Annotated in this window: 24 protein-coding genes and 1 riboswitch; of the genes, 12 read left to right on the top strand and 12 right to left on the bottom strand. The window is 66.0% G+C overall.

The window, feature by feature from the left end; translation table 11 throughout:
- Positions 1-5: 5 nt before the first annotated feature.
- Both fmt and def read right to left on the bottom strand, forming a co-directional pair.
- The gene (gene fmt, locus GGR36_RS16240) at positions 6-941 is read right to left on the bottom strand and encodes a methionyl-tRNA formyltransferase (RefSeq protein WP_183635828.1); all 936 of its coding nucleotides are present in this window, start codon (positions 939-941) and stop codon (positions 6-8) included.
- A gap of 50 nt (positions 942-991) precedes the next feature.
- Positions 992-1,495 carry a peptide deformylase gene (gene def / locus GGR36_RS16245; RefSeq protein WP_183635829.1) on the bottom strand — a complete coding sequence of 168 codons (504 nt, stop codon included), beginning with the start codon at positions 1,493-1,495 and terminating at the stop codon, positions 992-994.
- A gap of 129 nt (positions 1,496-1,624) precedes the next feature.
- On the opposite strand from def, the gene GGR36_RS16250 reads away from it, so the two are divergent.
- The 7 genes from GGR36_RS16250 to GGR36_RS16280 all read left to right on the top strand — a co-directional run bounded on the left by GGR36_RS16250 (position 1,625) and on the right by GGR36_RS16280 (position 9,147).
- Positions 1,625-2,656: a LysM peptidoglycan-binding domain-containing protein gene (locus GGR36_RS16250; protein WP_183635830.1), complete on the top strand. Its 1,032-nt coding sequence runs from the start codon at positions 1,625-1,627 to the stop codon at positions 2,654-2,656.
- On the top strand, positions 2,653-3,756 hold the full coding sequence (dprA, locus tag GGR36_RS16255; protein WP_183635831.1) for a DNA-processing protein DprA: 1,104 nt from the start codon (positions 2,653-2,655) through the stop codon (positions 3,754-3,756). Before GGR36_RS16250 ends, dprA begins: the two co-directional genes overlap by 4 nt.
- Positions 3,757-3,770: 14 nt before the next feature.
- Positions 3,771-4,259 (top strand): Smg family protein, encoded by a 489-nt coding sequence (locus GGR36_RS16260; RefSeq protein ID WP_183635832.1) that lies wholly within the window; start codon positions 3,771-3,773, stop codon positions 4,257-4,259.
- A 99-nt stretch (positions 4,260-4,358) separates the two neighbouring features.
- Positions 4,359-6,902 (top strand): DNA topoisomerase III, encoded by a 2,544-nt coding sequence (locus tag GGR36_RS16265; protein ID WP_183635833.1) that lies wholly within the window; start codon positions 4,359-4,361, stop codon positions 6,900-6,902.
- Positions 6,903-6,918: 16 nt separating this feature from the next.
- Positions 6,919-7,947, top strand: a complete 1,029-nt coding sequence (locus GGR36_RS16270) for an extracellular solute-binding protein (protein ID WP_183635834.1) — start codon at positions 6,919-6,921, stop codon at positions 7,945-7,947.
- A gap of 130 nt (positions 7,948-8,077) precedes the next feature.
- Positions 8,078-8,569 carry a GFA family protein gene (locus GGR36_RS16275; RefSeq protein WP_183635835.1) on the top strand — a complete coding sequence of 164 codons (492 nt, stop codon included), beginning with the start codon at positions 8,078-8,080 and terminating at the stop codon, positions 8,567-8,569.
- A complete protein-coding gene (locus GGR36_RS16280; RefSeq protein ID WP_183635836.1) occupies positions 8,566-9,147 on the top strand; it encodes a DUF924 family protein in 582 nt (193 codons plus the stop codon). The genes GGR36_RS16275 and GGR36_RS16280 overlap by 4 nt, the downstream gene beginning before the upstream one ends.
- Before the next feature lie 6 nt (positions 9,148-9,153).
- On the opposite strand, the gene metF is transcribed toward GGR36_RS16280, so the two are convergent.
- From metF to ahcY, 4 genes are read right to left on the bottom strand one after another with little or no spacing between them, the layout of a single operon-like run.
- The gene (gene metF / locus GGR36_RS16285) at positions 9,154-9,990 is read right to left on the bottom strand and encodes a methylenetetrahydrofolate reductase [NAD(P)H] (protein ID WP_183635837.1); all 837 of its coding nucleotides are present in this window, start codon (positions 9,988-9,990) and stop codon (positions 9,154-9,156) included.
- Entirely contained in the window at positions 9,987-10,847 is an 861-nt protein-coding gene (locus GGR36_RS16290) for a TlyA family RNA methyltransferase (RefSeq protein WP_338086711.1), read from the bottom strand. Before GGR36_RS16290 ends, metF begins: the two co-directional genes overlap by 4 nt.
- 14 nt (positions 10,848-10,861) lie before the next feature.
- Positions 10,862-11,437, bottom strand: a complete 576-nt coding sequence (locus GGR36_RS16295; protein WP_183635839.1) for a hypothetical protein — start codon at positions 11,435-11,437, stop codon at positions 10,862-10,864.
- Complete coding sequence (gene ahcY, locus GGR36_RS16300; protein WP_183635840.1) at positions 11,437-12,846, bottom strand: adenosylhomocysteinase; 1,410 nt, start codon at positions 12,844-12,846, stop codon at positions 11,437-11,439. Before ahcY ends, GGR36_RS16295 begins: the two co-directional genes overlap by 1 nt.
- Positions 12,847-12,927: 81 nt before the next feature.
- Positions 12,928-13,030, bottom strand: a riboswitch (S-adenosyl-L-homocysteine riboswitch).
- 132 nt (positions 13,031-13,162) lie between these two features.
- Between ahcY and GGR36_RS16305 the strand changes: the two genes are divergently transcribed.
- Together GGR36_RS16305 and GGR36_RS16310 are read left to right on the top strand one after the other, a co-directional pair.
- Positions 13,163-13,633: an AtaL-like protein gene (locus GGR36_RS16305; RefSeq protein WP_183635841.1), complete on the top strand. Its 471-nt coding sequence runs from the start codon at positions 13,163-13,165 to the stop codon at positions 13,631-13,633.
- Positions 13,634-13,737: 104 nt separating this feature from the next.
- Complete coding sequence (locus tag GGR36_RS16310; protein ID WP_183635842.1) at positions 13,738-16,212, top strand: M12 family metallo-peptidase; 2,475 nt, start codon at positions 13,738-13,740, stop codon at positions 16,210-16,212.
- An 11-nt stretch (positions 16,213-16,223) separates the two neighbouring features.
- Here GGR36_RS16310 and GGR36_RS16315 read toward each other — a convergent pair whose 3' ends face one another.
- The 3 genes from GGR36_RS16315 to GGR36_RS16325 form a co-directional block, all read right to left on the bottom strand.
- Positions 16,224-16,934, bottom strand: a complete 711-nt coding sequence (locus GGR36_RS16315; RefSeq protein WP_183635843.1) for a 16S rRNA pseudouridine(516) synthase — start codon at positions 16,932-16,934, stop codon at positions 16,224-16,226.
- Positions 16,935-16,992: 58 nt separating this feature from the next.
- Entirely contained in the window at positions 16,993-17,631 is a 639-nt protein-coding gene (locus GGR36_RS16320) for a trimeric intracellular cation channel family protein (protein WP_183635844.1), read from the bottom strand.
- 82 nt (positions 17,632-17,713) lie between these two features.
- Positions 17,714-18,598 (bottom strand): dienelactone hydrolase family protein, encoded by an 885-nt coding sequence (locus GGR36_RS16325; protein WP_183635845.1) that lies wholly within the window; start codon positions 18,596-18,598, stop codon positions 17,714-17,716.
- 147 nt (positions 18,599-18,745) lie between these two features.
- Here GGR36_RS16325 and GGR36_RS16330 point away from each other — a divergent pair, with 147 nt between their 5' ends.
- Positions 18,746-19,693 (top strand): hypothetical protein, encoded by a 948-nt coding sequence (locus GGR36_RS16330; protein WP_183635846.1) that lies wholly within the window; start codon positions 18,746-18,748, stop codon positions 19,691-19,693.
- 5 nt (positions 19,694-19,698) lie between these two features.
- Here the strand turns inward: GGR36_RS16330 and GGR36_RS16335 are convergent, their stop codons facing one another.
- Entirely contained in the window at positions 19,699-20,160 is a 462-nt protein-coding gene (locus GGR36_RS16335) for a hypothetical protein (RefSeq protein WP_183635847.1), read from the bottom strand.
- Between the two features lie 77 nt (positions 20,161-20,237).
- On the opposite strand from GGR36_RS16335, the gene GGR36_RS16340 reads away from it, so the two are divergent.
- Together GGR36_RS16340 and GGR36_RS16345 are read left to right on the top strand one after the other, a co-directional pair.
- Positions 20,238-21,242, top strand: a complete 1,005-nt coding sequence (locus GGR36_RS16340; protein ID WP_183635848.1) for a questin oxidase family protein — start codon at positions 20,238-20,240, stop codon at positions 21,240-21,242.
- Positions 21,243-21,342: 100 nt separating this feature from the next.
- Positions 21,343-23,430: a prolyl oligopeptidase family serine peptidase gene (locus GGR36_RS16345; RefSeq protein WP_183635849.1), complete on the top strand. Its 2,088-nt coding sequence runs from the start codon at positions 21,343-21,345 to the stop codon at positions 23,428-23,430.
- Between the two features lie 73 nt (positions 23,431-23,503).
- On the opposite strand, the gene GGR36_RS16350 is transcribed toward GGR36_RS16345, so the two are convergent.
- Together GGR36_RS16350 and GGR36_RS16355 are read right to left on the bottom strand one after the other, a co-directional pair.
- Complete coding sequence (locus GGR36_RS16350; RefSeq protein WP_183635850.1) at positions 23,504-24,439, bottom strand: DUF2950 domain-containing protein; 936 nt, start codon at positions 24,437-24,439, stop codon at positions 23,504-23,506.
- Positions 24,440-24,471: 32 nt separating this feature from the next.
- Positions 24,472-25,755, bottom strand: coding sequence for a DUF3300 domain-containing protein (locus GGR36_RS16355; protein ID WP_183635851.1), 1,284 nt, complete (start codon positions 25,753-25,755; stop codon positions 24,472-24,474).
- Between the last annotated feature and the right edge of the window lie 30 nt (positions 25,756-25,785).

A 25,785-nucleotide genomic window follows, 5' to 3' on the forward strand; every position in this document is an offset into this window, starting at 1 on the left:
GGAAATCAAGCCTGTGGCAGGGCGAATGCCGCACCGGCCTGCAGCGGGAGCCCGCGCAGAAAGTCGCCCGCCGCGAGGCGTTTGCCGCCGGGCTTCTGCAACTCGGTCAGACGCAACAGGCCTTGCCCACAGCCCACCAGCACGCCCTCGGCGTCGGCGGCAACGATGCTGCCGGGCGCCGCGCTGCCGGGTTCGGCGAAGCCTTTCCAGAGTTTGATGGCACTTTCGTTGAGCGTCGCCACGCCGCCGGGGAAAGGATCGAAGGCGCGCAGGCGACGGGCCAGAAGCTCGGCGGGTTGCCGGAAGTCGATCGCCGCTTCGGCCTTGGTGATCTTTGCCGCGTAGGTAACGCCTGCCGCTGGCTGAGGTGCCGGCGCCATCTCGCACAGCGCGATGCGCGGCAGTGCCTCGACGATCAGTTCGCCGCCCATCACGGCGAGCTTGTCGTGCAGTGTCGCGGTGGTGTCCGCCGGATCGATGGGGAGCGCGCGGCGCAGCAGCATGTCGCCGGTGTCGAGTCCTGCGTCCATCTGCATGATCGTGATGCCGGTTTCCCGGTCACCCGCTTCGATCGCACGGTGGATGGGGGCTGCGCCACGCCAGCGCGGCAACAGCGAGGCATGGATATTCACGCAGCCGAAGCGCGGCAAGTCGAGCACGGCTTGCGGCAGGATCAGTCCGTAGGCGGCGACAACAATGACGTCGGCCTTGACCATCCGCAGCGTGGCCTGCTGCTCTTCCGTGCGCAGTTTTTCCGGCTGATCGACCGGGATTCCGTGCTGCAGCGCGAGTTGCTTGACCGGGCTTGCGACCATCTGCATGCCACGCCCGGCGGGGCGGTCAGGCTGGGTCAGCACGAGCGGCACGTCGTAGCCGGCGGCGAGGATCGCACGCAGGGCTTCGGCGGCAAATTCAGGGGTTCCGGCAAAGGCGACGCGCATGGGGGTCCGCTCTCGTAGTCAGGGCGCGGAGCCAGGCTCCGCTGCGGCGGTCAGGCGGTGATGCGCGCGCGCTTCGCCAGCTTGACCTTGATGCGGTTCTGCTTGAGGTGCGACAGGTATTCGACGAACACCTTGCCGTCCAGATGATCCAGTTCGTGCTGGATGCACACCGCGAGCAGGCCCTCGGCCTCAAGCTCGAAGGGTTTTCCGTTCTCGTCCAGCGCGCGTACCTTCACCCGCTCTGCCCGGGAAACCCGCTCGTAGATGCCGGGAACCGACAGACAGCCTTCTTCGCAGTCCTGTTCGCCCCAGCGTTCGGTGATTTCCGGATTGATGAACGCTCGCAGGCCGGTCTTGTCCTCGCTGACGTCGATGACGACGATGCGCTTGTGCACGTCGACCTGCGTTGCGGCGAGCCCGACGCCGGGCGCGGCGTACATGGTCTCGGCCATGTCGCGTACGAGTTGGCGGACCGAATCGTCCACCTCGGTGACCCGTTCGGCCTTCTTGTGAAGGCGCGGATCGGGGTAGTGAAGAATGGGCAAGAGCGCCATAAATGCTTGCTGGAAGAAGTGACTATGTGCAGAATCTGAAGTGAAATCTCGATGCTCGTGTGCTAAAGCACCAATAACAGGCCGCTGCGGCACTCGCCCGCGACGGCTCAACAACACCGAGGCGCATTCATGCTCCGCATTATATCCGTGCTGGCCCTGACTCTGGGACTCTTCACCGCTTCCGTTTCCGCGGTGGCCGATACCGTCAAGCTGGCCGAAAACGCCCCGGATTCCTACACCGTAGTCAAAGGTGACACCCTGTGGGATATCTCCGGCAAGTTCCTCAAGCATCCGTGGCTGTGGCCCCAGGTGTGGCGTCTTAACCGCGAGCAGATCAAGGATCCGCACTGGATCTACCCGGGTCAGACGATCTATCTGGATCGCAGCGGCCCCTACCTGACTACGACCCCGCCGGGCGCCAGCGGCGACACCGTCAAGCTCAAGCCCCAGGTTCGCGTGGAAGACATCAGCCCGATTCCGAGCGTGCCGCTGCACCGGATCGAGCCCTTCCTGACGCGTCCGTTGTTCGTGTCGGAAAAAGATCTCGCCGGCAGCGCCACCATCGTCGCCTCTGACGATGCGCGCCTCCTCAATGGTCCGGGTGACACGATCTTCGGTCGGGACGTGACCGCCGGGGTGCGTGACTGGCAGATCTACCGCCGTGCTCAGCCGGTCAAGGATCCGGTCACCAACGAGTTGCTCGGTTACGAGGCGGCCTATCTCGGCACCGCCCGTGTGATGCAGGAAGGTGCGCCGGCAACGCTGCAGGTGACCTCCGTTCAGCATGAAGTCAATGCCGGCGACCGGATGTTGCCGGCGGCCAAGGCCGACATCATGTCCTTCGTGCCGCACGCGCCTTCGGGCAATGTCGATGCCCGCATCGTCAAGGTTCACGACGGCATCCAGTACACCGGCAAGTACAGTGTGGTGACGATTTCCGCCGGCCGCGCGGCCGGCGTTGAGCCGGGGCATGTGCTGGCGGTCTATCGTAATCGTGGCGACGCCAAGTACGACATGGACGGCAAGAAAGAGACGATCAAGCTGCCTGATGAACGCTATGGGCTGATCTTCGTGTTCCGCGTGTTCGACCGCGTCGCCTACGCGCTGGTCATGGAAAGCGGTGGCCCGGTCAAGGTTGCCGATTCCGTGCGCCAACCTTGAGCGACCCGACGGCCGAACGCTCGGCCTGGCTGAGGCTGACGCTGACGCCGGGCGTCGGCCCTGAAAAACAGCGAGCCCTGTTGACGGCCTTCGGACTACCGGAGGCCGTTTTTGCGTCGGGGCGCCGCGCAGTGGCAGGCGTTGTCGGCGACATGCTGGCCGCCAAGCTGTTCGATACCGACAACAGATCAGCCATCGACGCCGGGCTCGCCTGGGTGGAGGAGCCCGGCAACGCCATCGTTACGCTTGCCGACGCTCACTATCCGCAAGCCCTGCTGCAATCGGCCGACCCGCCGCTGCTACTGTACGTCAAAGGGCGCACCGAGCTGCTCAACCGGCCGGCGCTTGCCATGGTAGGTAGCCGCAACGCTACAGCGCAGGGCTTGGCCAATGCAGAGGCCTTCGCGCGAGCGTTGTCGGAAGCGGGGTTGCTGATTGTCAGCGGCCTGGCTTTGGGCATCGACGCGGCGGCGCATCGCGGCGGACTCGAAGGCGTGGGCGGCACGCTCGCGTTCATCGGGACGGGCGCCGATCGTATCTACCCGGCGCGAAACGCGCCGCTGGCACGGCGCATCGCCGAAGGCGGCGCGATCGTGAGCGAGTTTCCGCTCGGCACTCCGTCCGTCGCGCATAACTTCCCCAAGCGCAACCGACTCATTGCCGGGCTCGCGCAAGGGGTTCTGGTGGTGGAGGCAGCGCCGGCGAGCGGATCCTTGATCACCGCGCGGCTGGCCGGCGAACTCGGGCGCGAGGTGTTCGCGATACCCGGCTCGATCCACTCACCGATGTCCAAAGGCTGCCATCAGCTGATCAAGCAAGGCGCCAAGCTGGTCGAATCCGCGCAAGATGTGCTCGATGAACTGCGCTGGGCGGTGCCGGGTGCCCGGTCAGCAGCGCCGCAAACGCTTGTGGCGGGTACGCCGCCTGCACCGGGTGAAGAGCGTGTCCTGGCTGCGATGGGCTTCGATCCGGCCGACGTGGATACATTGTGCACTCGCAGCAACTTGACGCCCGATGCCCTCTTCGCCATCCTGTTGGAGCTGGAGCTTGACGGCCGGGTCGCACGACTGCCCGGTGGACGCTTCCAGCGTCTCCAATAAATACTGGCTGCGCAATGATCGACATCCTCGTTTACGTCTTTGAAAGCTACGGTTACCCGGAAGCCTGCCCCGAGCCGGAACAGCTCGCCCGCAAGCTCACCGCGGCCGGCTTCGAGCCAGAGGACATCGATACCGCCCTCGAGTGGTTGTCGGGCCTGCAGCGTGTAGCGGGAACGGATTCGCCCAAAATCGAACGCGACAATCGCTCGTTCCGCATCTACGGTGCGCCCGAACTTGCGCGCCTCGACGCGGATTGCCGCGGCTTCATCGCCTTCCTCGAACACTCCGGCGTGCTTGACCCGCTGGGTCGCGAGCGCATCATCGAGCGCGCACTGGCCTTGCCCGGCGTCGACCTGACGCTTGCCAAGCTGAAGGTCATCGTCCTGATGGTGCTGTGGCAACAGCAGGACAACGTTGATGCCCTGATCATGGAAGAGCTGCTGTCGAACGCCGAGGTGCCGCCATGGAGCGACGAGGGCTCCGGCGCCGAACTGCTGCATTAGCAAAACATTGCCGGCGCGCGATGGCGCGCGGCGTCCCGCATTTCAGTCCACCCGTTGTCGTCCTCAAGGCGGCGCGGATGCTGCCGTAATCGATCCAACATGAGCAAGCTACTGATCATTGCCGAAAAGCCCTCCGTGGCGCAGGACATCGCCCGCGCGCTGGGCGGCTTTACCCGCGAAGGCGACTACTTCGAGTCGGAGCAGTACGTGCTCAGCTCGGCGATCGGCCACCTGCTCGAACTCGCGGTGCCCGAGGAATATGAGGTCAAGCGCGGCAAGTGGAGCTTTGCGCACCTGCCGATGATTCCGCCGCACTTCGCCCTGAACCCGATCGACAAGACCGCCGATCGGCTCAAGCTTTTGAGCAAGCTGATCAAGCGCAAGGACGTGACAGGCTTGGTGAACGCGTGTGACGCGGGGCGAGAAGGCGAGCTGATCTTCAATTACATCGCCCAGCATGCGAAGACCGACAAACCGACCCAGCGCCTGTGGCTGCAGTCGATGACGGCAGCAGCGATCCGCGATGGTTTTGCGCGCCTGCGCCCGGCCAAGGAGCTCGCCGGTCTGGCAGACGCCGCGATGAGCCGTGCCGAGAGCGACTGGCTGATCGGCATCAACGGCACCCGCGCGATGACCGCTTTCAACTCGAAGAGTGGCGGTTTTCACCTGACCACGGTCGGTCGCGTGCAGACGCCGACGCTGGCGCTGGTGGTCGAGCGCGAGGAGCGCATCCGCAAGTTCGTCTCGCGCGATTACTGGGAACTGGAAGGCCAGTTCGGCGCGGCGGCGGGGCCTTACGTCGGGCGTTGGTTCGATGAAAAGTTCAAGAAAGACGAGAACGACGAGCACGCGACCGCCAGCCGTCTGTGGGACAAGGCGCGTGCAGAGTCGATCCGCGCCAAGTGCGACGGCAAGCCGGGCAAGGTAGAGGAGCAGAGCAAGCCTTCCACCCAGCTCTCGCCGCTGCTGTTCGATTTGACGAGCCTGCAGCGTGAAGCCAACGGCCGCTTCGGATTTTCCGCCCGCACCACCTTGCAACTGGCGCAGGCGCTGTACGAAAAGCACAAGGCCCTGACCTATCCGCGGACCGATTCGCGCGCCTTGCCGGAAGACTATCTGCCGACCGTCGGCGGCGTACTTGCCGGGCTGCCAGACCGCTATGCCCCGTTTGCGAACCAGATCGTCAAGCAGGGCTGGGTCAAGCCGAACAAGCGCATCTTCAACAACGCCAAGATTTCCGATCACTTCGCCATCATCCCGACCGGGACGGTGCCCAAGAGCCTGTCGGATGCCGAGGCGAAGCTGTATGACCTCGTCGTCAAACGCTTCCTGTCGGTGTTCTATCCCGCCGCCGAGTATCTGGTGACCACCCGTATCACCCGCGTCGAGGGCGAGGCCTTCAAGACTGAGGGCAAGGTGCTGGTCAATCCGGGCTGGCTCGCGGTGTGGGGCAAGGAAGCGGCAAGTGCCGAGGACAAGGACGACGCCACCCCCGCACTTGCGCCGGTCAAACCGGGCGAGGTGGTACGTACCGATGACGTCATCGTGAGGGCCAATGTCACCAAGCCGCCGGCGCGCTACAACGAAGCGACGCTGCTGTCGGCCATGGAAGGTGCCGGCAAGCTGGTCGATGACGAAGAGCTGCGTGAAGCGATGGGTGGCCGCGGCCTTGGCACACCCGCTACGCGGGCGCAGATCATCGAGAACCTGATCGCTGAGCAGTACATGTTGCGCGAAGGCCGCGAACTGATTCCCACGGCCAAGGCGTTCTCGCTGATCACGCTGCTCAAGGGCCTGTCGGTCGAGGAGCTGACCTCGCCGGAGCTGACCGGCGAGTGGGAATACAAGCTGGGTCGCATCGAACGCGGTGAACTCTCGCGCGCCGATTTCATGCGCGAGATCGCCGAGATGACGAAGCACATCGTCGAGCGCGCCAAGACTTACGATAGCGACACCATTCCGGGCGATTTCGGCATCCTGAAGTCGCCGTGCCCGAAGTGCGGCGGCTTGATCCGCGAAACCTACAAGAAGTTCCAGTGCAGCGACTGCGACTACTCGCTGTGGAAGATCGTCGCCGGGCGTCAGTTCGAACCGGGCGAGATCGAAACCTTGCTGACCGACGGCACGGTCGGCCCGCTGGTCGGCTTCCGCAACAAGATGGGGCGGCCGTTCAACGCGATCATCAAGCTTAACGACGAGAAGCAGCCCGAATTCGATTTCGGCCAACCGAAGGACGACGAGAACGCCGAGCCGGTCGACTTCTCCGGTCAGGAAGCCTTGGGGCCATGCCCGAAGTGCCGGTCAAACGTCTACGACCATGGTCTCTCGTATGTTTGCGAGAAGTCGGTCGGCCCGGGGAAATCCTGCGATTTCCGCTCCGGCAAGGTCATCCTGCAGCAGGAAATCGAAGCGTCGCAGATGCAGAAGCTGCTCGGCGAAGGGCGCACCGATCTGTTGAAGAACTTCGTCTCGTCGCGCACGCGGCGCAAGTTCTCCGCCTTCCTCGTACGTGGCGAGGACGGCAAGGTGGGTTTCGAGTTCGAGAAGAAGGCGCCAAAGGCGCCGGCGAAGAAGAAGGCGGATGCCGACGAGGCGGCTCCGGCGGAGAAGCCGGCGCCGCGCAGCCGCCGCAAGAGCGCGTAGCGAACAGGGTGCGGGCATGACGACGGTGCTGCGGAAACTCCTTCCTCTGCTGCTTGCGTTGTGCCTTTCGCCTGTCGCGCTGGCTGGCGAAACCCTGCGGGTGCTCACCTGGCCAGGGTATGCAGATCCGGACTGGGTGCAGGCTTTCGAGTCTCGTTTCAAGGTCAGTGTCGAAGTCACCTTCGTGGGCTCCGACGACGAAATGTGGGAACGCGCCAACAGCAAGGCATTCGACGTCATCGCCGCGAATACGGCCGAGTTGCAGCGCTACATCGATCGGGAGCTGGTGGTGCCGCTGCGGCTTGCAAATGTGCCGAACACGCAGCAGCAAAGTGCGCGATTCCGGAGCACGGCGAACATCCCGGGCATCACCCGCAAGGGCGTGCCCTATGCGGTCCCCTTCACCTATTCGGCGATGGGCATCATCTACAACCGCAAGCTCGTGCCGAAGGCGCCGGCCTCGATCAACGCGCTGTGGGATCCGAAGTACCGCGGCAAGGTATTGGCCTATAACGGCAGCAGTCACAATTTCAGCCTCGCAGCGCTGTCGCTCGGTGTCAGCGACCCCTTCCATCTCTCGCAGCCGCAGTTCGTACAGGCCGAGAACCGGCTCAAGCAATTGCGTGACAGTGCGCTCGTCTTCTACAGCAAGCCCGAGCAGGTTGTGGAGTTGTTCCGCACCAAGGAGGTAGCGCTGGTGTGGGCCAATTATGGCGACCAGCAGGTGCAGCAACTCGAAAAGGCGGGCGCCGACATCGGCTACGTCATCCCGAAAGAAGGGGCGCTGGCCTGGCTCGACTGCTGGGCGGTGATGCGCGGCGCAAAGAACCGGGCCCTTGCCGAAGCCTGGATCAACTTCACGCTGACGCCGGAAGTTAGCGCACAACTCACGGCCCGGCAGGGGTTGGCCAACACGCTCGCGTCGGGCGGCGGCGGAGGGGCGCGTCCTGAGGACAAGCTGATCTGGCTCGAGCCGGTAGAGGACTATCCTCGCCGCACCCAGTACTGGGAACACCTGATGGCGGGATCCGACAAGGCTCGGTGACACTCGCGCCTTCAGGTTTTGTTGCCGCATCTCGGCCGTAACCTGGCGATCGCAAGATCCACCCGGTGCGGGTTGCGCCGCCCGCACCCCTGGGGCGTTCCGAGGCGAAGCACTGTCAGACGGGGGCGTCATGAACGAAGCTGCGCGCATCTATCACGGCGGTTGCCTGTGCGGCGCGGTCCGCTATCGGGTACGCATCGAAAGGCCGGAGGGCTACTACTGCCACTGCCGGATGTGTCAGCTGGCGTTCGGGAGCGTCTTCGCACCCTGGGTCAACGTCGCGGCGGCCGACGTCGAGTGGCAGGCAGAGCAGCCGCGGCGGTATGCCTCGTCGCGCATCGCCGAACGCGGCTTTTGCCCGCATTGCGGCACGCCGCTCAGCTTTCAGTTTGCGGATTCACCGCGGCTCGACCTGTCCATCGGCAGCTTCGACGACCCGTCGGCGATTCCGCCGACCAGCCACTTCGCGATCGAGACAAGGGTGGCGAACTGGCATACCCCCGATGGTCTGCCGGAACAACGCGCCGATGCTTTTGAGGCACTCAACGCACGCTGGAAATCGGCTTACGGCGATGCGCCGCCCGCGCTCGCGACGGTGCGCGGCGACAGGAGCAAGGGATGAGCCTTGGCGCACGTGCCGTCCTCGACTTCTGGTTCCTGCCTGCGCACGATCCGGCGCACGGCCGCCCGCGCCGCGAATGGTTTGCCAAGGACGACGCCTTCGATGCATCGATTGCGCGGCGCTTCGGCACTGTCATCGATGCAGCCCTGGCCGGCGGCTTCCAGGAGTGGGCCGACGACCCTCAAGGCGCGCTGGCGCGCATCATTGTGCTCGACCAATTCACCCGCAACGTCCATCGCGGCACCGCGCTCGCCTTTGCGGGCGATGCACTCGCACTGGCGACGGCCCAGCTTCTGATCGACGCCGGCGAAGACCGCTACCTCTCGCCGGTCAAGCGCGTCTTCGCCTACCTGCCCTTCGAGCATTCGGAATCACTGGTGATGCAGGATCGCGCCGTGGCCCTGTTCGAGGCGCTCACCGCAGAGTGGCCGGGCGCCGCCGATTACCTTGATTACGCCCGCCGTCATCGCGAGGTGATCGCCCGTTTCGGGCGCTTCCCGCATCGCAACGCCCAACTCGGCCGCAAGACGACCGAAGTCGAGCGCCAGTTCCTCGCCCAGCCGGGTTCCAGCTTCTGAGCGGCCTCAGGCCAGTCCGAGCCGCTGCCAGATGGTGGTGGTCAGCCCGGCCTGGTTCAGCGTGTAGAAGTGCAGGCCCGGCGCGCCGCCTTCGAGCAGACGCTCGCACAGCTCGGTCACGATATCCAGGCCCAGCGCTTTCACGCTCGCCGTGTCGTCGCCCAGTGCCTCGAAGCGGCGGCGCATCCATTGCGGGATCTCGGCGCCGCACGCATCCGAGAAGCGCGCCAGCTTGCTGAACGACGCGATCGGCATGATGCCTGGCACGATCGGGATCTCCACGCCGCGGGCCCACGCTTCGTCGACGAACTGGAAGTAGGCGTCGGCGTTGTAGAAGTACTGCGTGATCGCGGAGTTGGCCCCGGCGCGCACCTTGGTCGCGAAGGCGTCGAGGTCGGCGGTGGCGCTGCGCGCCTGCGGGTGGAATTCCGGATAGCCGGCCACCTCGATATGGAAGGCGTCACCGGTTTCGGCGCGGATGAAGGCAACCAGCTCGTTGGCGTAGCGGAACTCGCCCGGGTCGGCCATGCCGGAGGGCAGGTCGCCGCGCAGTGCGACGATGCGGGTCACGCCCATCTCGCGGAACTCCGCCAGGTGGTCGCGGATGCTGTCCTTGGTTGCGCCGATGCACGACAGGTGCGGCGCCGCGTGCAGGCCTTCGGCCTGGATCTCGCGCACGATCTCCAGCGTGCGGTCGCGCGTAGAGCCGCCGGCCCCGTAGGTGACGGAGAAGAACGCCGGGTTGAGTTGCGCCAGTTGGGCGCGTGCAAGGCGCAGCTTCTCGACGCCTTCGGGCGTCGCGGGCGGGAAGAATTCGATGCTGAATGTGGGTTTGTCTGTCATGACTGACCTGCTGATTCGGGGGCGTCCGCTGCGCGGCGCGCATGGACGAAAAATTCGCGGTTGCCGTCGCCGCCGGTGATCGGCGAGTCGTACCAACCTTGCACGGTGAGGCCGCAGTCGGCGCAGGCCGCACGGATCCTGGCTTCGACTTCCGGGTAAAGCGCCGTGTCGCGCACGATGCCGCCTTTCGCGAGGCCTTTTGGGCCCACTTCGAATTGCGGCTTCACCAGCATCAGCAGGTCAGCTTGCGGGTGCATCAGTGCGGCAGCGGCGGGCAAGACCAGGGTCAGCGAGATGAAGCTCAAATCGCCGGTGACCAGGTCGAAGCCGCCTTGTGGAAAGTGTTCGCCCAGATCGCTGGCGCTCAGCGAACGGGCATTGAGGCCTTCCAGCGTGACGACGCGTGCGTCGTCCGCGAGGCGCGCATGCAACTGGCCATGCCCGACCTCGACACCAATCACATTCGCCGCGCCCGCCTGCAGCAGGCAGTCGCTGAAACCGCCGGTGCTCTGGCCCAGGTCGAGGCAGCAGCGTCCGGCGACTGCGACGCCGCTTTGCGCCAGCGCGCCAGCCAGCTTGTGGCCGCCGCGCGACACGAAGCGGTCCTCGGCATCCTCGGCGACCTGCAGCTCGGCACTGTCGGGCAGGTAGTCGGCCGGTTTTCCAACCCGCTGCGTCCCCTGCGGCGACTGCCAGCTCACTCGGCCCGCCGCAATCAGCCGCTGCGCCGCGGTGCGCGACCCAGCGAGGCCGCGCTCGACGAGCAACTGGTCGGCGCGGGTGCCGGCATGCGCGGTGACGCTGCGTTTGCTTTGCGTGGCGCGCGGCTTGCTGTTGCGCGCGTGGAAGGAGTTCATCGACATCGGTCGGACTACGGCGTGGTGATCTGCCGCGCGTAGGCTTCCTGTTCGAGTGGCGCGCGAGCATAGCCCAGCGCAAGCATCTCGATCAGATACTCCCGTGCGTAAGGCGTAACACCACCCAAACGCTCGTACTGGGCGACGTGCACCAGCTCGTGCGAGATCACGCGGCGGGATTCCGCGAAGCCGGGTTTGACCAGAATCGCGTGGCCCTGCGTGCGCCCGGCTTCCTCGTCGGTGCCGAAGATCAGGCCCATCTCACGTGCGACAGTGACCAGCCGCGGATCGTCCGGCATCGGGAAACGCTGCCGCACTTCAATGCGGACCTTTTCCGGCGCGGCAACACCGAGCGCGCGCGCGATCTCGCGTTCGGCATCGCTCAAGGGCCGACCGGCGGCGAGCACCTCGGCCTCCGTGCGCGCCAGCAGCTCGGCCACGACGGGCGTGGCCTGCTCTGCGATCGCGTTGATGCGGATGCCGGGCGTGGCGAGCTTCTGCTGTTCCTCGGGTGTCAGGCGCACGAACTGCTGCCCGCCGCAAGCGGCGAGCAGCAGTGCGCAGAGCGGTGCGAGGGCGCGTGCGCGCATCAGTAGCGGTAGTGCTCGGCCTTGTACGGACCCTCGACCGGCACGCCGATGTAGGCGGCCTGCTCGGGGCGCAGCGTCGTCAGCTGGGCGTTGAGGGTCTTCAGCTGCAGGCGCGCGACCTTTTCGTCGAGGTGCTTGGGCAGCGTGTAGACGCCTACCGGGTAGTCGGCAGTCTTGGTGAAGAGTTCGATCTGCGCGATGGTCTGGTTCGCGAAGGACGACGACATCACGTAGCTCGGGTGGCCGGTGCCGCAGCCCAGGTTCACGAGGCGGCCCTTGGCGAGCAGGATGATGCGCTTGCCGTCCGGGAAGATCACGTGATCGACCTGCGGCTTGATCTCTTCCCACTGGTACTTCTCGAGCGAGGCGACGTCGATCTCGTTGTCGAAGTGGCCGATGTTGCAGACGATGGCGTTGTTCTTCATCGCCGCCATGTGGTCGTGCTGGATCACATGGAAGTTGCCGGTGGTGGTGACGAAGATGTCGGCCTTGTCGGCGGCGTACTCCATGGTCACCACGCGGTAGCCTTCCATCGCGGCCTGCAGTGCGCAGATCGGGTCGATTTCGGTGACCCACACTTGTGCCGACAGCGCGCGCAGCGCCTGCGCGGAGCCCTTGCCCACGTCGCCGTAGCCGCACACCACGGCGATCTTGCCGGCGATCATCACGTCGGTGGCACGCTTGATGCCGTCGACCAGCGATTCACGGCAGCCGTAGAGGTTGTCGAACTTCGACTTGGTGACCGAGTCGTTCACGTTGATCGCCGGGAACTTCAGATCGCCGCGCTGGTGCATCTGGTACAGGCGATGCACGCCGGTCGTGGTCTCTTCGGTGACACCCTTGATCTGTGCCAGACGCGTCGAGTACCAGGTCGGGTCGGTCGCGAGCTTGGCCTTGATCGCCGCGAAGAGGATGGTTTCTTCTTCGGACGTCGGCTTGGCGATCACCGACAGATCCTTCTCGGCCTTCGCGCCCAGGTGCAGCAGCAGCGTGGCGTCGCCGCCATCGTCGAGGATCATGTTGGAAAAACCACCGTCGGCCCACTCGAAGATGCGGTGGGTGTAGTCCCAGTAATCGGTCAGCGTTTCGCCCTTCACGGCGAAGACCGGGATGCCCTGCGCGGCGATCGCGGCGGCGGCGTGGTCCTGCGTCGAGAAGATGTTGCACGAGGCCCAGCGCACTTCGGCGCCCAGCGCGGTGAGCGTCTCGATCAGCACGGCGGTCTGGATCGTCATGTGCAGCGAGCCGGTGATGCGCGCGCCCTTGAGCGGCTGCGCAGCGGCGTACTCGTCGCGGATCGCCATCAGGCCGGGCATCTCGCCCTCGGCAATCTTGATTTCCTTGCGGCCCCAGTCGGCGAGCGACAGGTCGGCGATGACGTAATCTTTGGTATCAGCCACGGTGTTCATGTGAACTCCTTGAACGGTGTGGCCGGGAGGGAGGTGGGGCAGTCTGGCCGTCTCACGCTACCCAAGCCCGGCGAGGGTTGGACAGGGTGAGCGCGGTTCTTGCCTGCCGCGGCATTGCGCCGACCGGCGGGGTCCGAGCCTGGGATGCGGGCCATGCCCGCCTCTCGCAGCGCTCCTCGGAGTTCCGGGATTATAGACGACGCATCCGGCAAGCCCAAGCTATCTCGCTGAAAACAAATGGAAACCGCTGCGACTCGCCGAGGCATGTGCCGCCTGTGCGAGACTTGGCAATATTCCGCCGGAAATCGAGGTCCGCGTGCAGTTCGAACATGTAGTGGTGATCAACGATCCTCTGGAACCCCTTGCCGACACGCTGACGCGCGAGCAAGTGTGGGCCGGACTGATGTGGCGCGTCGAAGATCCGTGCGCCTTTCAGCCGGCGCTGGTGGGTTGCGAAATCCTCAGTCGGGTTGGGTCGCAGGTCGAACGCGTGCTGGATTTCGGCAATTTCCGCATGCGCGACACGGTGCATCTCGATACCGAGCGGTCGGTGAGGTTCGAGTCCGAGGCCGAAGGCGCGAGACCGGCAGCGCGACTCGCGGTGACGATCGAAGAGCCGGGCGAGGGGCTGATGGTGCTGCGCTTTGCTTACAGCACGACGCTCGACGACACCAGCGAGGGTCGCGACGGCGAATATGCCGCTTACGTTAAGGCCGCGTACCACGCTGCCGATATTGATACCGTGAGACTGATTCGCGAACTGGCTGCCCGCAGCCATCGCCATTGAGTCCGCCCCGGCAAGCTGAACTGGAAGCGATTCGCAGACCGGATCTTCCGCTGCCACCCACTGATTGTTTTCAACCAGACCTGATCGGTCTGAGGATGCCCGCCATGCGCTGCCTGACTCGTTTCCTGACGCTGCTGATTGCCCTTTCCTTTATTGCCGGCTGCGGTGGCGGGGGTGGTGGAAGTTCGTCGGGCGGTGGCAATACGACCACGCTCACCATTACCGGGATCAGCCCGGCTTTCGTCTATCCGGGCGACACGGTGACCGTGGCCGGCACCAGCCTGAGCAGCGTGACCGGGGTGCGTGTCGGCACGCTCGACGTCGGCTTTACCCTGGTCAGCGAAACCCGCCTGACGTTCGTGGTTCCTGATGCCGCGGTCAGCGGCACCGTGACCTTGTTGTCGGGCACCGCTTCCTTCCCGGCGCCGACCGCGCTGACCGTACTCGGCGTGCCGCAGGTCACCGCGGTCACGCCCGCCTCGGCGAGGCCGGGCGACTCGCTGACCCTGGCGGGTGTGAACCTGGCCAATGTGTCGCGGGTGATCGTTGGCGGCGTCAGCGTGATACCGACCTCGCGCAGCGGTACCGAAGTGGTCGTGGTGGTGCCGACCGGCGCCAGCAACGGCACGCTCGCGCTGCTGATGACCAATGGTTCCACCCGTACCGTCACCCAGACCTTCAACCTGCTGCCGGCGGTGATCACGGTCACCAGCATTTCGCCGAATTCCGGCCCGCAAGGTACGGTGATTCGCTTGACCGGCACGGCGCTCGATTCGGCGACGGGCGCAACGATTGGCGGCGTCGCTGCGAGCATCCTCGCGCAGACTTCAACGACGCTCGATCTCGCCGCGCCGAACGCCAGTGGTGCGATCGTGCTAAGCATTTCCGGCGGGCAGAGCTTCAATGTAGGCAGCTTCACGCTGACAACCGGCACTGCACCGGTTGTTTCGATCAGCCAGGTCGACGTGGCCCAGGCCATGTCGCAGCCCAGTGGCGGTACCCGGCAGTTGCTGGTTCCGGGAAAAGCGGCGCTCCTGCGTGCCTATGTCACTGCAAACCAGGCCATCGCGAGTCCGGCCGTGACGGCCACGATCAGCGGCTGCGCGGCCTTGCCCAGCGTCACGCTGAGCGGCCCGTCGAGTCTGCCGACCACAACGCCGGCGCTCGACAATCTGGCCGGCACCTTCAGCGCTCAGATCCCGGCCAGTTGCGTGAAGACCGGGCTGTCCGTGCAGATCACCGTCGCGAATACGGCGCCGGTCAACAGCGGCGCGACGCGGACTGCAACGCCCGCGGTTGGCAAGGCGACCAACCTGAAAGTGCTGCTGGTGCCGCTGGTGACAAACGGTTCGACGGGTACCGTGCCCGACACCGAAACCGTGCGCCGCATGTTTGCGCGCGCCTATCCGGTCGACGCCGCGAATATCCAGGTGACGGTGCGCACGCCTTACACGCTGACCACGACTGTCGTGTCGGGCAGTGCGGGCGGCAGCTGGAGCAGCGCGCTCGCCGAAGTGAACGCGCTGCGCAATCTCGAAGGCAACGGCAAGCACTATGTCGGTCTGGTGCCGTCCCCCGGGTTCAGCGGTGGCACTTCGGGTCTGGCCTACCAGAACGACCCCGCTTCGGGCGGCAGTGGCTTCATGAGCGCGATCGTTCTCGACGCTGTGGCCCTGTCGCCCAGTCACGGCTTCAGCGCCAATGCCTCGCTCGACACGATCACCCACGAGGTCGGCCATAACATGACGCTCGGCCACGCACCGTGTGGCAACCCGCCGGATGCCGATACCAGCTTCCCGTATTCCGGCGGCGGGCTCGGGCCGTATCCGGTGCATGAATTCGACAGTGACCGCAATGGCACGACCGGGCCGGAGACGGTTTACTTCCCGGGTGCCAGCATCGCGCATGACGTGATGGGCTACTGCGACGGTGAGTGGTTCTCCGACTACTACTATGCGCAGGTTCAGACTTACATGCAGACCTTCGCCTACCCCGCGGTGACGCCGTTTGCGGCACCGGTAGAGATGCTCGACTTCTATGGCGAGATCCGCGATGGCAAGGTGCGGCTGCAGCCGCCCGGCGCGCGCATGAGCGATCAGCCCTATGCCGGCGGCGGCAGCCATACGCTGCGGGTGACGACGAGCGCGAACGCGGTGGTCGATGTGCCATTCGCGCCGATCAAGGTCGCCGACGAGGCCGGTGACGTGAAGCACTTCCACGTCTTCCTGAAGAATCCCGGCGAAATTGCCAAAGTCGAGGTGCTGAGCGGCACGCGGAGCCTGCCGGTGACGCTCGATGCACCGCCTGTGGCCGCTGCGTCGGTGGCCGGTACGACCGCAACGACGAGCGCGGCGCAAGTGAGCTGGAGCGAGTCCGGCGGAAAGCTGACTTTGACCTGGGACGCCGCGCGCTACCCGGTGCTGCGCGTGCGGCACCTCGGCGCCGAGGCGACGGTGCTGGCGCTGCGGCTGACCGGTGGTAGCGCCAGTCTGCCGCTGGACAATCTGCCCGCCGGCGGGCAGTGGGAATTCAGCCTGTCAGGCGGCCTCAACGCGAAATCGGTAACCGTCGCGCGCTGAGGGGCAGCGGATCAGTCGGCCTCGCAGCGCAGTGCGGCGAGGTCGGCCGGCGTGAGCCAGCGCCATTCGCCAGGCGCCAGATCGGCCGGCAACTCAAGCCGGCCGATGGCGTTGCGGTGCAGCGCCTCGACCCGGTTGCCGGCGGCGGCGATCATGCGTTTGACCTGGTGGTACTTGCCGCCGGTGATGGTCAGGCGCAGCGCGCATTCCCCGACGATTTCACAGCCCGCCGCGACCACGGGCTCCGGCTCGTCATGCAGCTGCACGCCGGCGAGCAGCGCCGCAACGAGTTCATCGTTGGCCGGGTGCTTCAGCGTGACCTGGTAGATCTTCGGAATCGCGCGCTTGGGCGAGCTGAGCTGGTGGATCAGCTGGCCGTCTTCGGTGAGGATCAGCATGCCGGTGGTGTCCTCATCGAGCCGGCCCACCGCCTGCACGCCGCGCGCGCGCAGCGGCGAGGGCAGCAGCGAGAACACGCTGGGGTGGTGGATCGGCTTGTGCGAAACCTCGTAGCCGGTCGGCTTGTGCAACATCACATAGGCCACCTCGTGGTAGGCCCAGGTTTCGCCATCCACCTCGATTTCGAGGCCAGTCGGGTCGAGGTCGGCGAACGGGTCTTCCTGCACTTCACCGCCGATGACGACGAAGCCGTGGCGGACCAGTCCGCGGCATTCCTTGCGGCTGCCGAAGCCCTGGGACTGGAGGATGCGGTCGAGTTGCATGGCGGGTTCCTTTTTGCGAAGGCGCGGACTATACGCCAATGCCGGCGGCGCGTAACGCTCAGCGCAGCGACTGGAATTCCGGCAGGCGGAGGTGCCAGCGGATCGCCGCAAGCCGCACCGCAAAGATCAGGCTGCCCGCCCAGAAGGCCGCCCAGCGCGGGTCGATGTCGAGGGCCAGCAAGCCGAGCAGCGTCAGCGCACCGGCACCGGCCGCCGTTGCATACAGCTCGCCATGAAAGACCACCGGCTCCTCGTTGGCCAGCACGTCGCGCAGGATGCCGCCGACCACGCCGGTGATCACGCCCATCAGCCCGGCGACCGTCCAGTGCGTACCTTCGTTCAATGCGACCTTGGTACCGACAATGGTGAACAGCGCCAGCCCTATGGCGTCGGGGATCAGGAAGAGGTCGAGCGGCAGGCGCATGCGGCGCGCCAGCCCGAAGGCCGCGATGCCGGCGAGCGCGGCGGCGATCAGGTAAGTCGGATCGGCGATCCAGAACACCTGTCGGCCAAGCAGCAGGTCGCGAGTGGTGCCGCCACCCAATGCGGCTGCGAACGCGACGACCACCACGCCGAAGGCATCGAAACGCTTGCGCCCCACTTCCAGCACCGCGGCCGCCGCGCACGCCGCTACCGCGGCAATGCCAAGCCAGTAGCCGAGCAGCGGAATATTGACCGGAGGTGTGGGGATCTGCATGGTTATCGCCGTTGGCGGAAAGGGCGGCCCAGCATACGCCGCCCCCGCCGGCCGGGCATTGCGCCCGGCCAATTCCGGCCGATCAGACGCCGTGCTGCTTGAACCACGCCAGCGCCCGCGGCCAAGCATCTGCGGCCGCGGCCGGGTTGTAGCTGGGCCGGTAGTCGGCGAGGAAACCGTGGTCGGCCTCGGCATAGAGGCGGACTTCCGATTTGCTGTCGGCCGCCTTCAGGGCGGCCTGCATCTGGTCGACCGAAGCGACCGGGATGCCCTGATCCTTGCCGCCGTAGAAACCGAGCACTGGCGCCTTGAACGCGCCGATCAGGTCGATCGGGTGCTTCGGCGTCAGTTCCGCAGGCTGGCCGACCAGGCGCCCGTACCAGGCCACGCCGGCCTTGAGTTTCGGGTTGTGCGCGGCGTACAGCCAGGTGATGCGGCCGCCCCAGCAGAAGCCGGTCACGCCCAGCCGCGTGGCATCGCCGCCATTGGCCGCGGCCCAGGCGGCGGTCGCGTCCAGATCGCGCATCACCTGTGCGTCCGGCACCTTGGAGATGACGGTTTCGATGATCTTGGGGATCGAATCGATCTTGCTCGGGTCGCCCTGGCGCGCGAACAGGTCGGGCGCGACGGCCAGGTAGCCGGCCTTGGCCAGGCGGCGGCAGATGTCCTGCACCCACTCATGAATGCCAAAGATCTCCTCAACCACCATCACCACCGGGAAGGGGCCCTTGCCGGCCGGCATCGCGCGGTAGCCGCGGATCGTGAGGTCGCCGGCGGGAATGTCGACCGCCCCGGTCACGAGCCCGTCGGCCGGGGTCTTGATCACCGTCTGCGCCGCTACCGGCTGCACTGCAAGCGCAAACCCGCTTGCGACCAGGCCCGCGATGAAGCCGCGACGGTCGGTGGGGATCGCCGGGTTGAGGCTGTCGAACTGCTGCTGCAACGGGTCCTTCTGAATCGTGTCCATCGGTACGCTCCGTCTGTTGGGTCTGCGATTGACTGCCTGAAGGTGGAAAGATTCCCGCGGTGGCGACGCGCCCGCCAGGTGGTGCCGGCTTGAGTGCGCGCACGGATCGCCCCAGAATCCCGCCATCCCAGTCCGGATCATTCTTTCATGCACGCCACCGTTCGTCTCGCCCTTCTCGTTGTTGCCGCCCTGCCCGCCGTCGCGTTTGCGCAGCGCAAGATGGTGTGGGGCGAGACCGAAATCATCGGCATCCAGCGCATCACCCGCGAGCAGGTCGTCTCCCTGTTGCCGATACGCCTTGGCGAAGAGGTGACGCAGAAGGAAAAGGAAATGCTCAAGTGGTGCGAGCGGCTCAAGAAGCTGCCAATCGCCGCGGTGAGCTGCAATGGCGCGATGGACCGCGGTCAGCTGCACTACATCGTCGAGATTCTCGAAGACGCCAATGTCGACTTCGGTCTGCAGCCTTCCACCGCGCCGAGGGCGATCGGTCGCGTGCCGCCGGACGTGCACCAGATGCTCGCGCATCGCGAATACCGGGTGCAGGAAATCGCTGCCGAAGGCTACTCGCCCGGCGAGCGCATCACGCCTTCCGGCGTTCTCGTCGCCGACGATTCCGAACTGCGCATGTACGACGCCCAGTTGCGCGACCTGATGGTGGGGCAGCGTGAGGCGATGGTCGCGATGGCGCTCGATGCCAACCACCCCGATCGGCGTGACGCGATCCAACTGCTTTCCTGGACCGGCAACCCGGAAGCCTCGATCGACGCGATCCACGCGCGCCTGCTCGATCCCGACACCGAAGTGCGCAACCTCACCGGCCGCTTCGTGCTGAGCTTCATCGAACGTGTGCGCGACCCGGCTGTCGCCGAAGCCCTCGCCGGCAGCCTTGCGCGCGCCATCGCACTGCCCAGCCACGCCGACCGCACCAAGGCCATCACTGCCCTCGGCCAGCTCTACGCCCGCCACCCCGAACTTCGCAGCCTGCTGCAGCAAACCGCCCGCGAACCCCTGACCCGCATCGCGAAGGAAAGCGTGATTCCGAATGTCGGGGGAGAGGCGCGGGCGCTGCTGGCGGCGATCGGAGCGCGTGGCTGATTCGTTCAGTCAAACCTGAACTTCACCTGCCCGCCCACATAGCCTGAGTACTCGCGGATCGACGGCAGGGCGACGAGGTTGAGGCCGACGCGGCCCCACTGGAAACTGGCCATCGGTAGCGCGACGACCGGGGTCCAGTAGCCGCTGGCGAGGCCGACGAAGACGCCGAGCTTTACATGCTCCCACTTCACCACGTCGGGCTCCCAGCGGGCGCCGGCGTAGAAGGTGTCGCGGTCGTAGCTGTTGCGGTAGTAGCCGGCCATCCAGGAACAGGGGTACTCGGTGGAGGGGCGCTCCCAGCCGAGGCCGGGGTTGTCGGCACGGTACTCGTCGCGGCGTTCGAAGTGGTACGAGTAGCCGGAGATGACCAGCCAGTCTTCGGCCAGTGCGGGCAGCGGAAGGGCGAGCAACGCGCCGGACAGCGCGGCGAGCAGGGGGGCGAGACGGGGCGTGCGGATTGGCGACATGTAATGCGGACGAGCGAGATGAGCGGATCGCGGAGCGTACCACCGCTGCGGGTGACACAATCGCGGATCGCCGATGGATGGAACCACTCACGATGGCGCCGGATTCACACTTGATCGCACGTCTCGACGCCCTGCGCGGCGATGACGCGTCTCTGACGAACGGGTTCTCCAATCACCTGCCGATGGCGCTCGCGGCACTGCATGCGCTGGGGGCGTCGGTCGATCGGCTCGATGCCTTCGCCGCCGCGTATCGATCGCAGCTGCGACCCTTGCCGCCCTCGCAGACCCCGCACGACTTTCCGGCGCAGTGGGCGCGCTTCCAGGCGATGCTGTCGGCGGAACACCGCGATGCGGTCTTGCGCCGCGAGTTGCCGGTATTGTTCGAAGGCCTTGCCACGGCGGCGTTCCATGGCCTGATCCGGCTCGCCTACGGCGTGCGCTTCGAATCGATCAGCGAGACGGCTGCGGGGCTGGCGCTGCTCGCCGCGCACCGGCGCGAGACGCCGCGGCCTTCGGCGCCGGGCAGCATCGGCGCGGCAGAGGGGCTGCGTTGCCTGGCGCAAGGCCCGGCGCTCGAAGGTGTCAGCTTCGAGCGGCCGCTGATCATGGGGCGGCTGATCGAGGTGATGGCGCGTCCGGCCTTTCTCGGCGCGGTGCCGAGCCTGCGCATCGAGAAGGGCGCCGATCGCGCCTGGCATTCTCTCGCCGTCACGGCTGGACGGCTCTACCGGGCGACGGGCGACTTCACGGCGCTGCATCTGATCACCAGCTTGCATGCCCTGCAGGTGCTGTGGCCCTGGATCGAGGATCGCGAAGCGGTGCTGCAGCGTTACTGGTTCGCTTTCTGTGCCGCGTACGTGGCGATCGGCCGCCCCTGGCCGATGGCACTGCAGCCCCTGCCCGATCCGTTGCCTCGCTGGCCGGCGCTGCGTTCGGCGGCGACCGCCAGCAGCGACGACCATGTGATCAAGCTGGTGGATTCCTGCCACGTGATGGCACACAGCTTCGATCCGGACACTTCGGAACTGCCCGTGCTGCTGCAGGCCTGCGCGGCGCAAATCGTCGACGCGGATACACACTGACAAGCTTCTGCGTCTGCCGGGTGCTAGCCTGCCTGGCTTGCCTTGGCGTGGCCCGCGTGGCTGCCCTGATCACGACCACCCGAATCCGGAGCAAAGTCCGATGAGCTTGCGTTTTGCCCTCAGCGCCGTCTTTGTCGCTGCCGTCACCGTTGCTGGCAGCGCGCGCGCCGCTGATGAAGACCCTTATCAATGGCTGGAGGCGATCGATGCGCCGGCCTCGCTCGACTGGGTACGCGCGCGCAACGCCGAAACCTTGCCGAAGCTCGAGCAGGCGCCCGGCTACGCAGCACTGCACCAGCGCCTGCTCGGCATCTACAACTCGCCGCAGCGGCTGGTGCCGATCACGCTCAACGGGGCGTGGGCCTACAACTTCTGGCAGGACGCCGAACACCCTCGCGGCATCTGGCGGCGCACCGCGCTCGTCGACTACCGCAAGGGCGCGCCCAAGTGGGAGACGGTGCTGGATGTCGATGCGCTCGGGCGTGCGGAAGGCCAATCCTGGGTCTGGAAAGGCGCCGATTGTCTGGGGCCGGAGGGCGAGCGCTGCCTGATCAGCCTGTCGCCGGGTGGCGGCGATGCGGTCGAGATCCGCGAGTTCGATACGCAGACGTCGCGCTTCGTTGATGGCGGTTTCCGTATCCCGACGGCCAAGTCGGGCGCGAGTTGGGTCGATCGCAATACGCTGATCGTGGGTACAGACTTCGGCCCCGGTAGCCTCACCGATTCGGGCTATGCGCGGGTGCTCAAGCGCTGGAAACGCGGTACGCCGTTGGCGCAGGCGCAGACCGTCTTTGAGGCGCGCAAGGAAGACATGCTGGCCTACGCCCTGCTCGACCAGACCCAGCCTGTGTCGCGCAGTTTCATCGTCAAGTTGCCGACGTTCTTCACCGAAGAACTGTATGCCCTCGGGCGCGACGGCAAGCTGGCGAAGATCGACAAGCCGGACAGCGCGAAGGCACGGGTGTGGCGCGACCGCCTGATCCTGGAGTTGCGCGACGACTGGACGCGCAACGGCCACACCTTCATGAAGGGCTCGCTGCTGGCCCTGCCGCTGGACGTGGCGAAAGCGCGCCGTGCGCTGCCCGAAGTGCTGTTTGTCCCCGATGAAACGGTGGCGATGGAAGACTGGCACGCGGTCAAGGACGGCTTCGTGCTCGACCTGCTCGACAAGGTGCGCGGTCGGGTGCTCGAAGTGCGTCGTGGCCGCTCCGGCTGGGTGCAGCGCGTGGTACCGGTGCCGGCGCTGGGCGACAGCAAGGCGACCCCGATCGATCCGGAGGGGTCGAACGATTACCTGCTGACGACTTCGGACTACCTCACGCCCTCCACGCTCAGTTATGTGCAGTTCGGCAAGCCGGGTGTGCAAACGCTGCAGCAGCTGCCGGCCTTCTTCGATGCCTCCGGGCTGGAGGTGGCGCAGTACGAAGCCACCTCGCGTGATGGCACCCGAGTGCCGTACTTCATCGTTGCACCGAAGGGGGCGCCGCGCGACGGTTCCTTGCCGACAGTGCTGTACGGTTACGGTGGGTTCGAGATTGCAATGACGCCCGGCTACAACGGCGGCGTCGGCGCGGGCTGGCTGGAGCGCGGCGGCGCCTATGTGGTGGCGAACATCCGCGGCGGCGGCGAGTTCGGCCCGCGCTGGCATGCGGCAGCGCTCAAAGAGAAGCGCCAGAACGCCTACGACGACTTCATCGCGGTGGCCGAAGACCTGATCCGGCGCGGCGTCACTTCGCCGAAGAAGCTCGCGATCATGGGCGGTAGCAATGGTGGCTTGCTGGTGGGGGCGACCGAAGTACAGCGCCCCGACCTGTTCGCGGCGGTGGTGTGCCAGGTGCCGCTGCTGGACATGAAGCGCTACCACCAGTTGCTGGCCGGCGCGTCGTGGATGGGTGAGTACGGCAATCCGGACATCCCGGAGGAATGGGCCTACATCTCGAAGTACTCGCCCTACCAGAACCTCAAGCCGGGGGTGAGCTACCCGCGCACGCTGTTCGTGACCTCAACCCGCGATGACCGCGTGCATCCGGGCCATGCCCGCAAGATGGCTGCCCGCATGCGCGAGTTCGGTCAGGACGTGTGGTACTTCGAGAACATGGAAGGCGGCCATGCCGGCGCAGCCGACAACACCCAGCGCGCGCGGATGTGGGCGCTGACCTGGACCTTCCTCGACCTGAGCCTGCGCTGATCTGGCCGCAGCGGCATCAAGGAAACGGGCCGGTGCGCGTGAGCGACCGGCCCGTCATTTTGTGCAGCACGGATCAGCGCTTGGCGACGGGCGCCCAGCTCTTGTCCGGATTGAACAGCGTTGTCTTCTCGGCAATGCTCGCGGTCTTCGCGCCGAGATCCTTTTCCAGGATCACGCCGACCTGGTTCACGATGAAGGACTTCACGCCGCTGAGGCCGTATTTTGCCGGGTACGCAAGCACCGCGAAGCCGCCGACCTTGCCGTCCACCGTATAGGTCTGGGCGCCGCCGACGGCGTCCGGCCCTTGCCCGTCGAGCATCTTGAACATGTAACCGTGGAAGGGCTTGCCGCTGCTGTGCTTGCTGTAGCCGGCGGCCTGCGCTTCGGCGACCAGCGGGCCGAGCGGGCTCGGTGCCTCGCCTGCCGCCGTGTCCCAGTAAAGGCCGTCGCGCTTGCCCGCTGTACTGGTGAAGCGCGCCGCATATTCGGGCGAGCCGTTTCCGTTGCGATCCATCAGCGCGTATTCACGCTGGGCCGCCACGACTTCCTTCAGCACCTCGATGGTCGAGAGTTCGTTCATGCCGACGCGGCGGTTGATCAGTTCTTCCTTGCCCTGCTCCGCATCGAAGCGCCATCCGCCCGCGACGCGAAGAATCGGGAAGGAAAACGGGTAGCGTCCGGGGCCGACGATCAGCACGGCACGGCCGTCGGCGACCTCGACCACCGTGTGCTGCGCGTCGTAGGCATCTACAAAGAGTTGCCACAGCTTGACGTCGGTGGGCCGGTCTCCGCTGAACACCCATTCGCGGGCGCTACTGCCGAGTACCGCCAGTACGGCCTTGCCGTCGGCTGCCTTGAGACTGGCGACCAGCGCCGCGGCGGCTTCTTCGGGTTGCGGGAAAACGCGCGGCGCGCTGCCGGCTGCGAAGGCGGGAAGCGCGATCAGTGCGCTTGCAAGGGTGAATCCACGCAGGGTGCGCGCCATGCGCGAAGAGTGCGATAGGGTCATCAGTTCATCATCCGTTCTGCGTTGCGCATCACTCAACGGCGGCGTCCGCCACCACCACCGGCCCGTGCGCCGCCGCCGCTACTCATGCCGGCGCGGCTGGAACTGCCGCGGCTGCTGTAGTCGTTGGCACGCGCGCCTGAGCTCACTCCGCCAAATGCGGAACTTGAACTGCGATCGCTTGACGACGCGCGAGGTTGCGCGCTGCCACGGTCGTACCCGCCGCCACGATCCATGCTCGACGCCCGGTTGTCGGCAGCCCCGCCACCGGCTCGGTTGCCCGCACTGGCGCGATCACTGGTGCCGGCGCTCGGGCGATTGCCCGCAGCATTGCGGTCGAAGCCCTGCTGGCCGAGGTCCTGCCGGCCAGATTCCGCACGGCCACGGAACTCGTCCCGCGCCTTGTTGTTCTGCACCTGCGCCCCGCCGAACTTGCTCTGCGCACCCTGGCTTTGATAAGGCACGCCGCGGCGCTGTTCCGGGTTGTGCTGCCAGTTGCCGTTCTTGATGTTGTTGACGTTGTTGCTGTCGAAGTGATTGACCTGGTTGTAGCGGTTGACGTTGATGTTGATGTCGTTGTGGCCCCAGTTGCAGTTACCCCACAGGGCGCCCCCGACGATCACGCCTGCGGTGAATGTGAAGAACGCCGCACCGGGCACGTAGCCAGGCGGGTAGTAGTAGTAGGGCGGCGGGGCCGGGTACCACCAGGTGCCATACACGACGGCCGGGTTGTAGGTCGGCACATAGACGACCTTGGGGTCGGCCTGCTCGATGATGATCACCGACGAGCCGCCTTCGTTGCTGGTCGTGACCTTTTGTTCCTTGGTGTCAGCCAGCGAACCGGCCTGTTTGGCCTTGGCACGCAGCTTCTGCACCGTCTGCATGACTTCTGTCTGCTGGCCAAGGAAGGCGTCGCCGAGCTTCTGGGTCCAGTCGATCTTCTCGCTCATCATGTCGAGCACGGTCGGGAAAGTCGTCAGCGACTTGACGCTCGGATCCCAACTTTGCTTGACCATGGCGTCTTCGAGTGCCTGGCCCTCGATCTTCGGATTGGCCTTGCGCCAGCGCGCCGCCTCCACGATGTCGAGCGGGTAGGTCGAAGCCATCAGGATCTGCGCGAGCAGCGCGTCGGGGTGCAGCGCGATCGGTGCGAGCAGCTCATCGAGTTCCTGCTGCGAGAAGACCTTGCCAGATGACTGTTTCGCGGGTGCGCTCGCCGGCGCGGTTTCGGCAAACGCCGGAACAAGCGGGGCGCTGACTGTGAATGCGACAGCGCCAGAGATGAGCAGCGAAAGGATTCGGGACGGCCGGGACGGCATGCGCTTTCTCCTGGGTACGCGGCAGACGGC

It is taken from the genome of Niveibacterium umoris (assembly GCF_014197015.1).
Lineage (GTDB): Bacteria > Pseudomonadota > Gammaproteobacteria > Burkholderiales > Rhodocyclaceae > Niveibacterium > Niveibacterium umoris.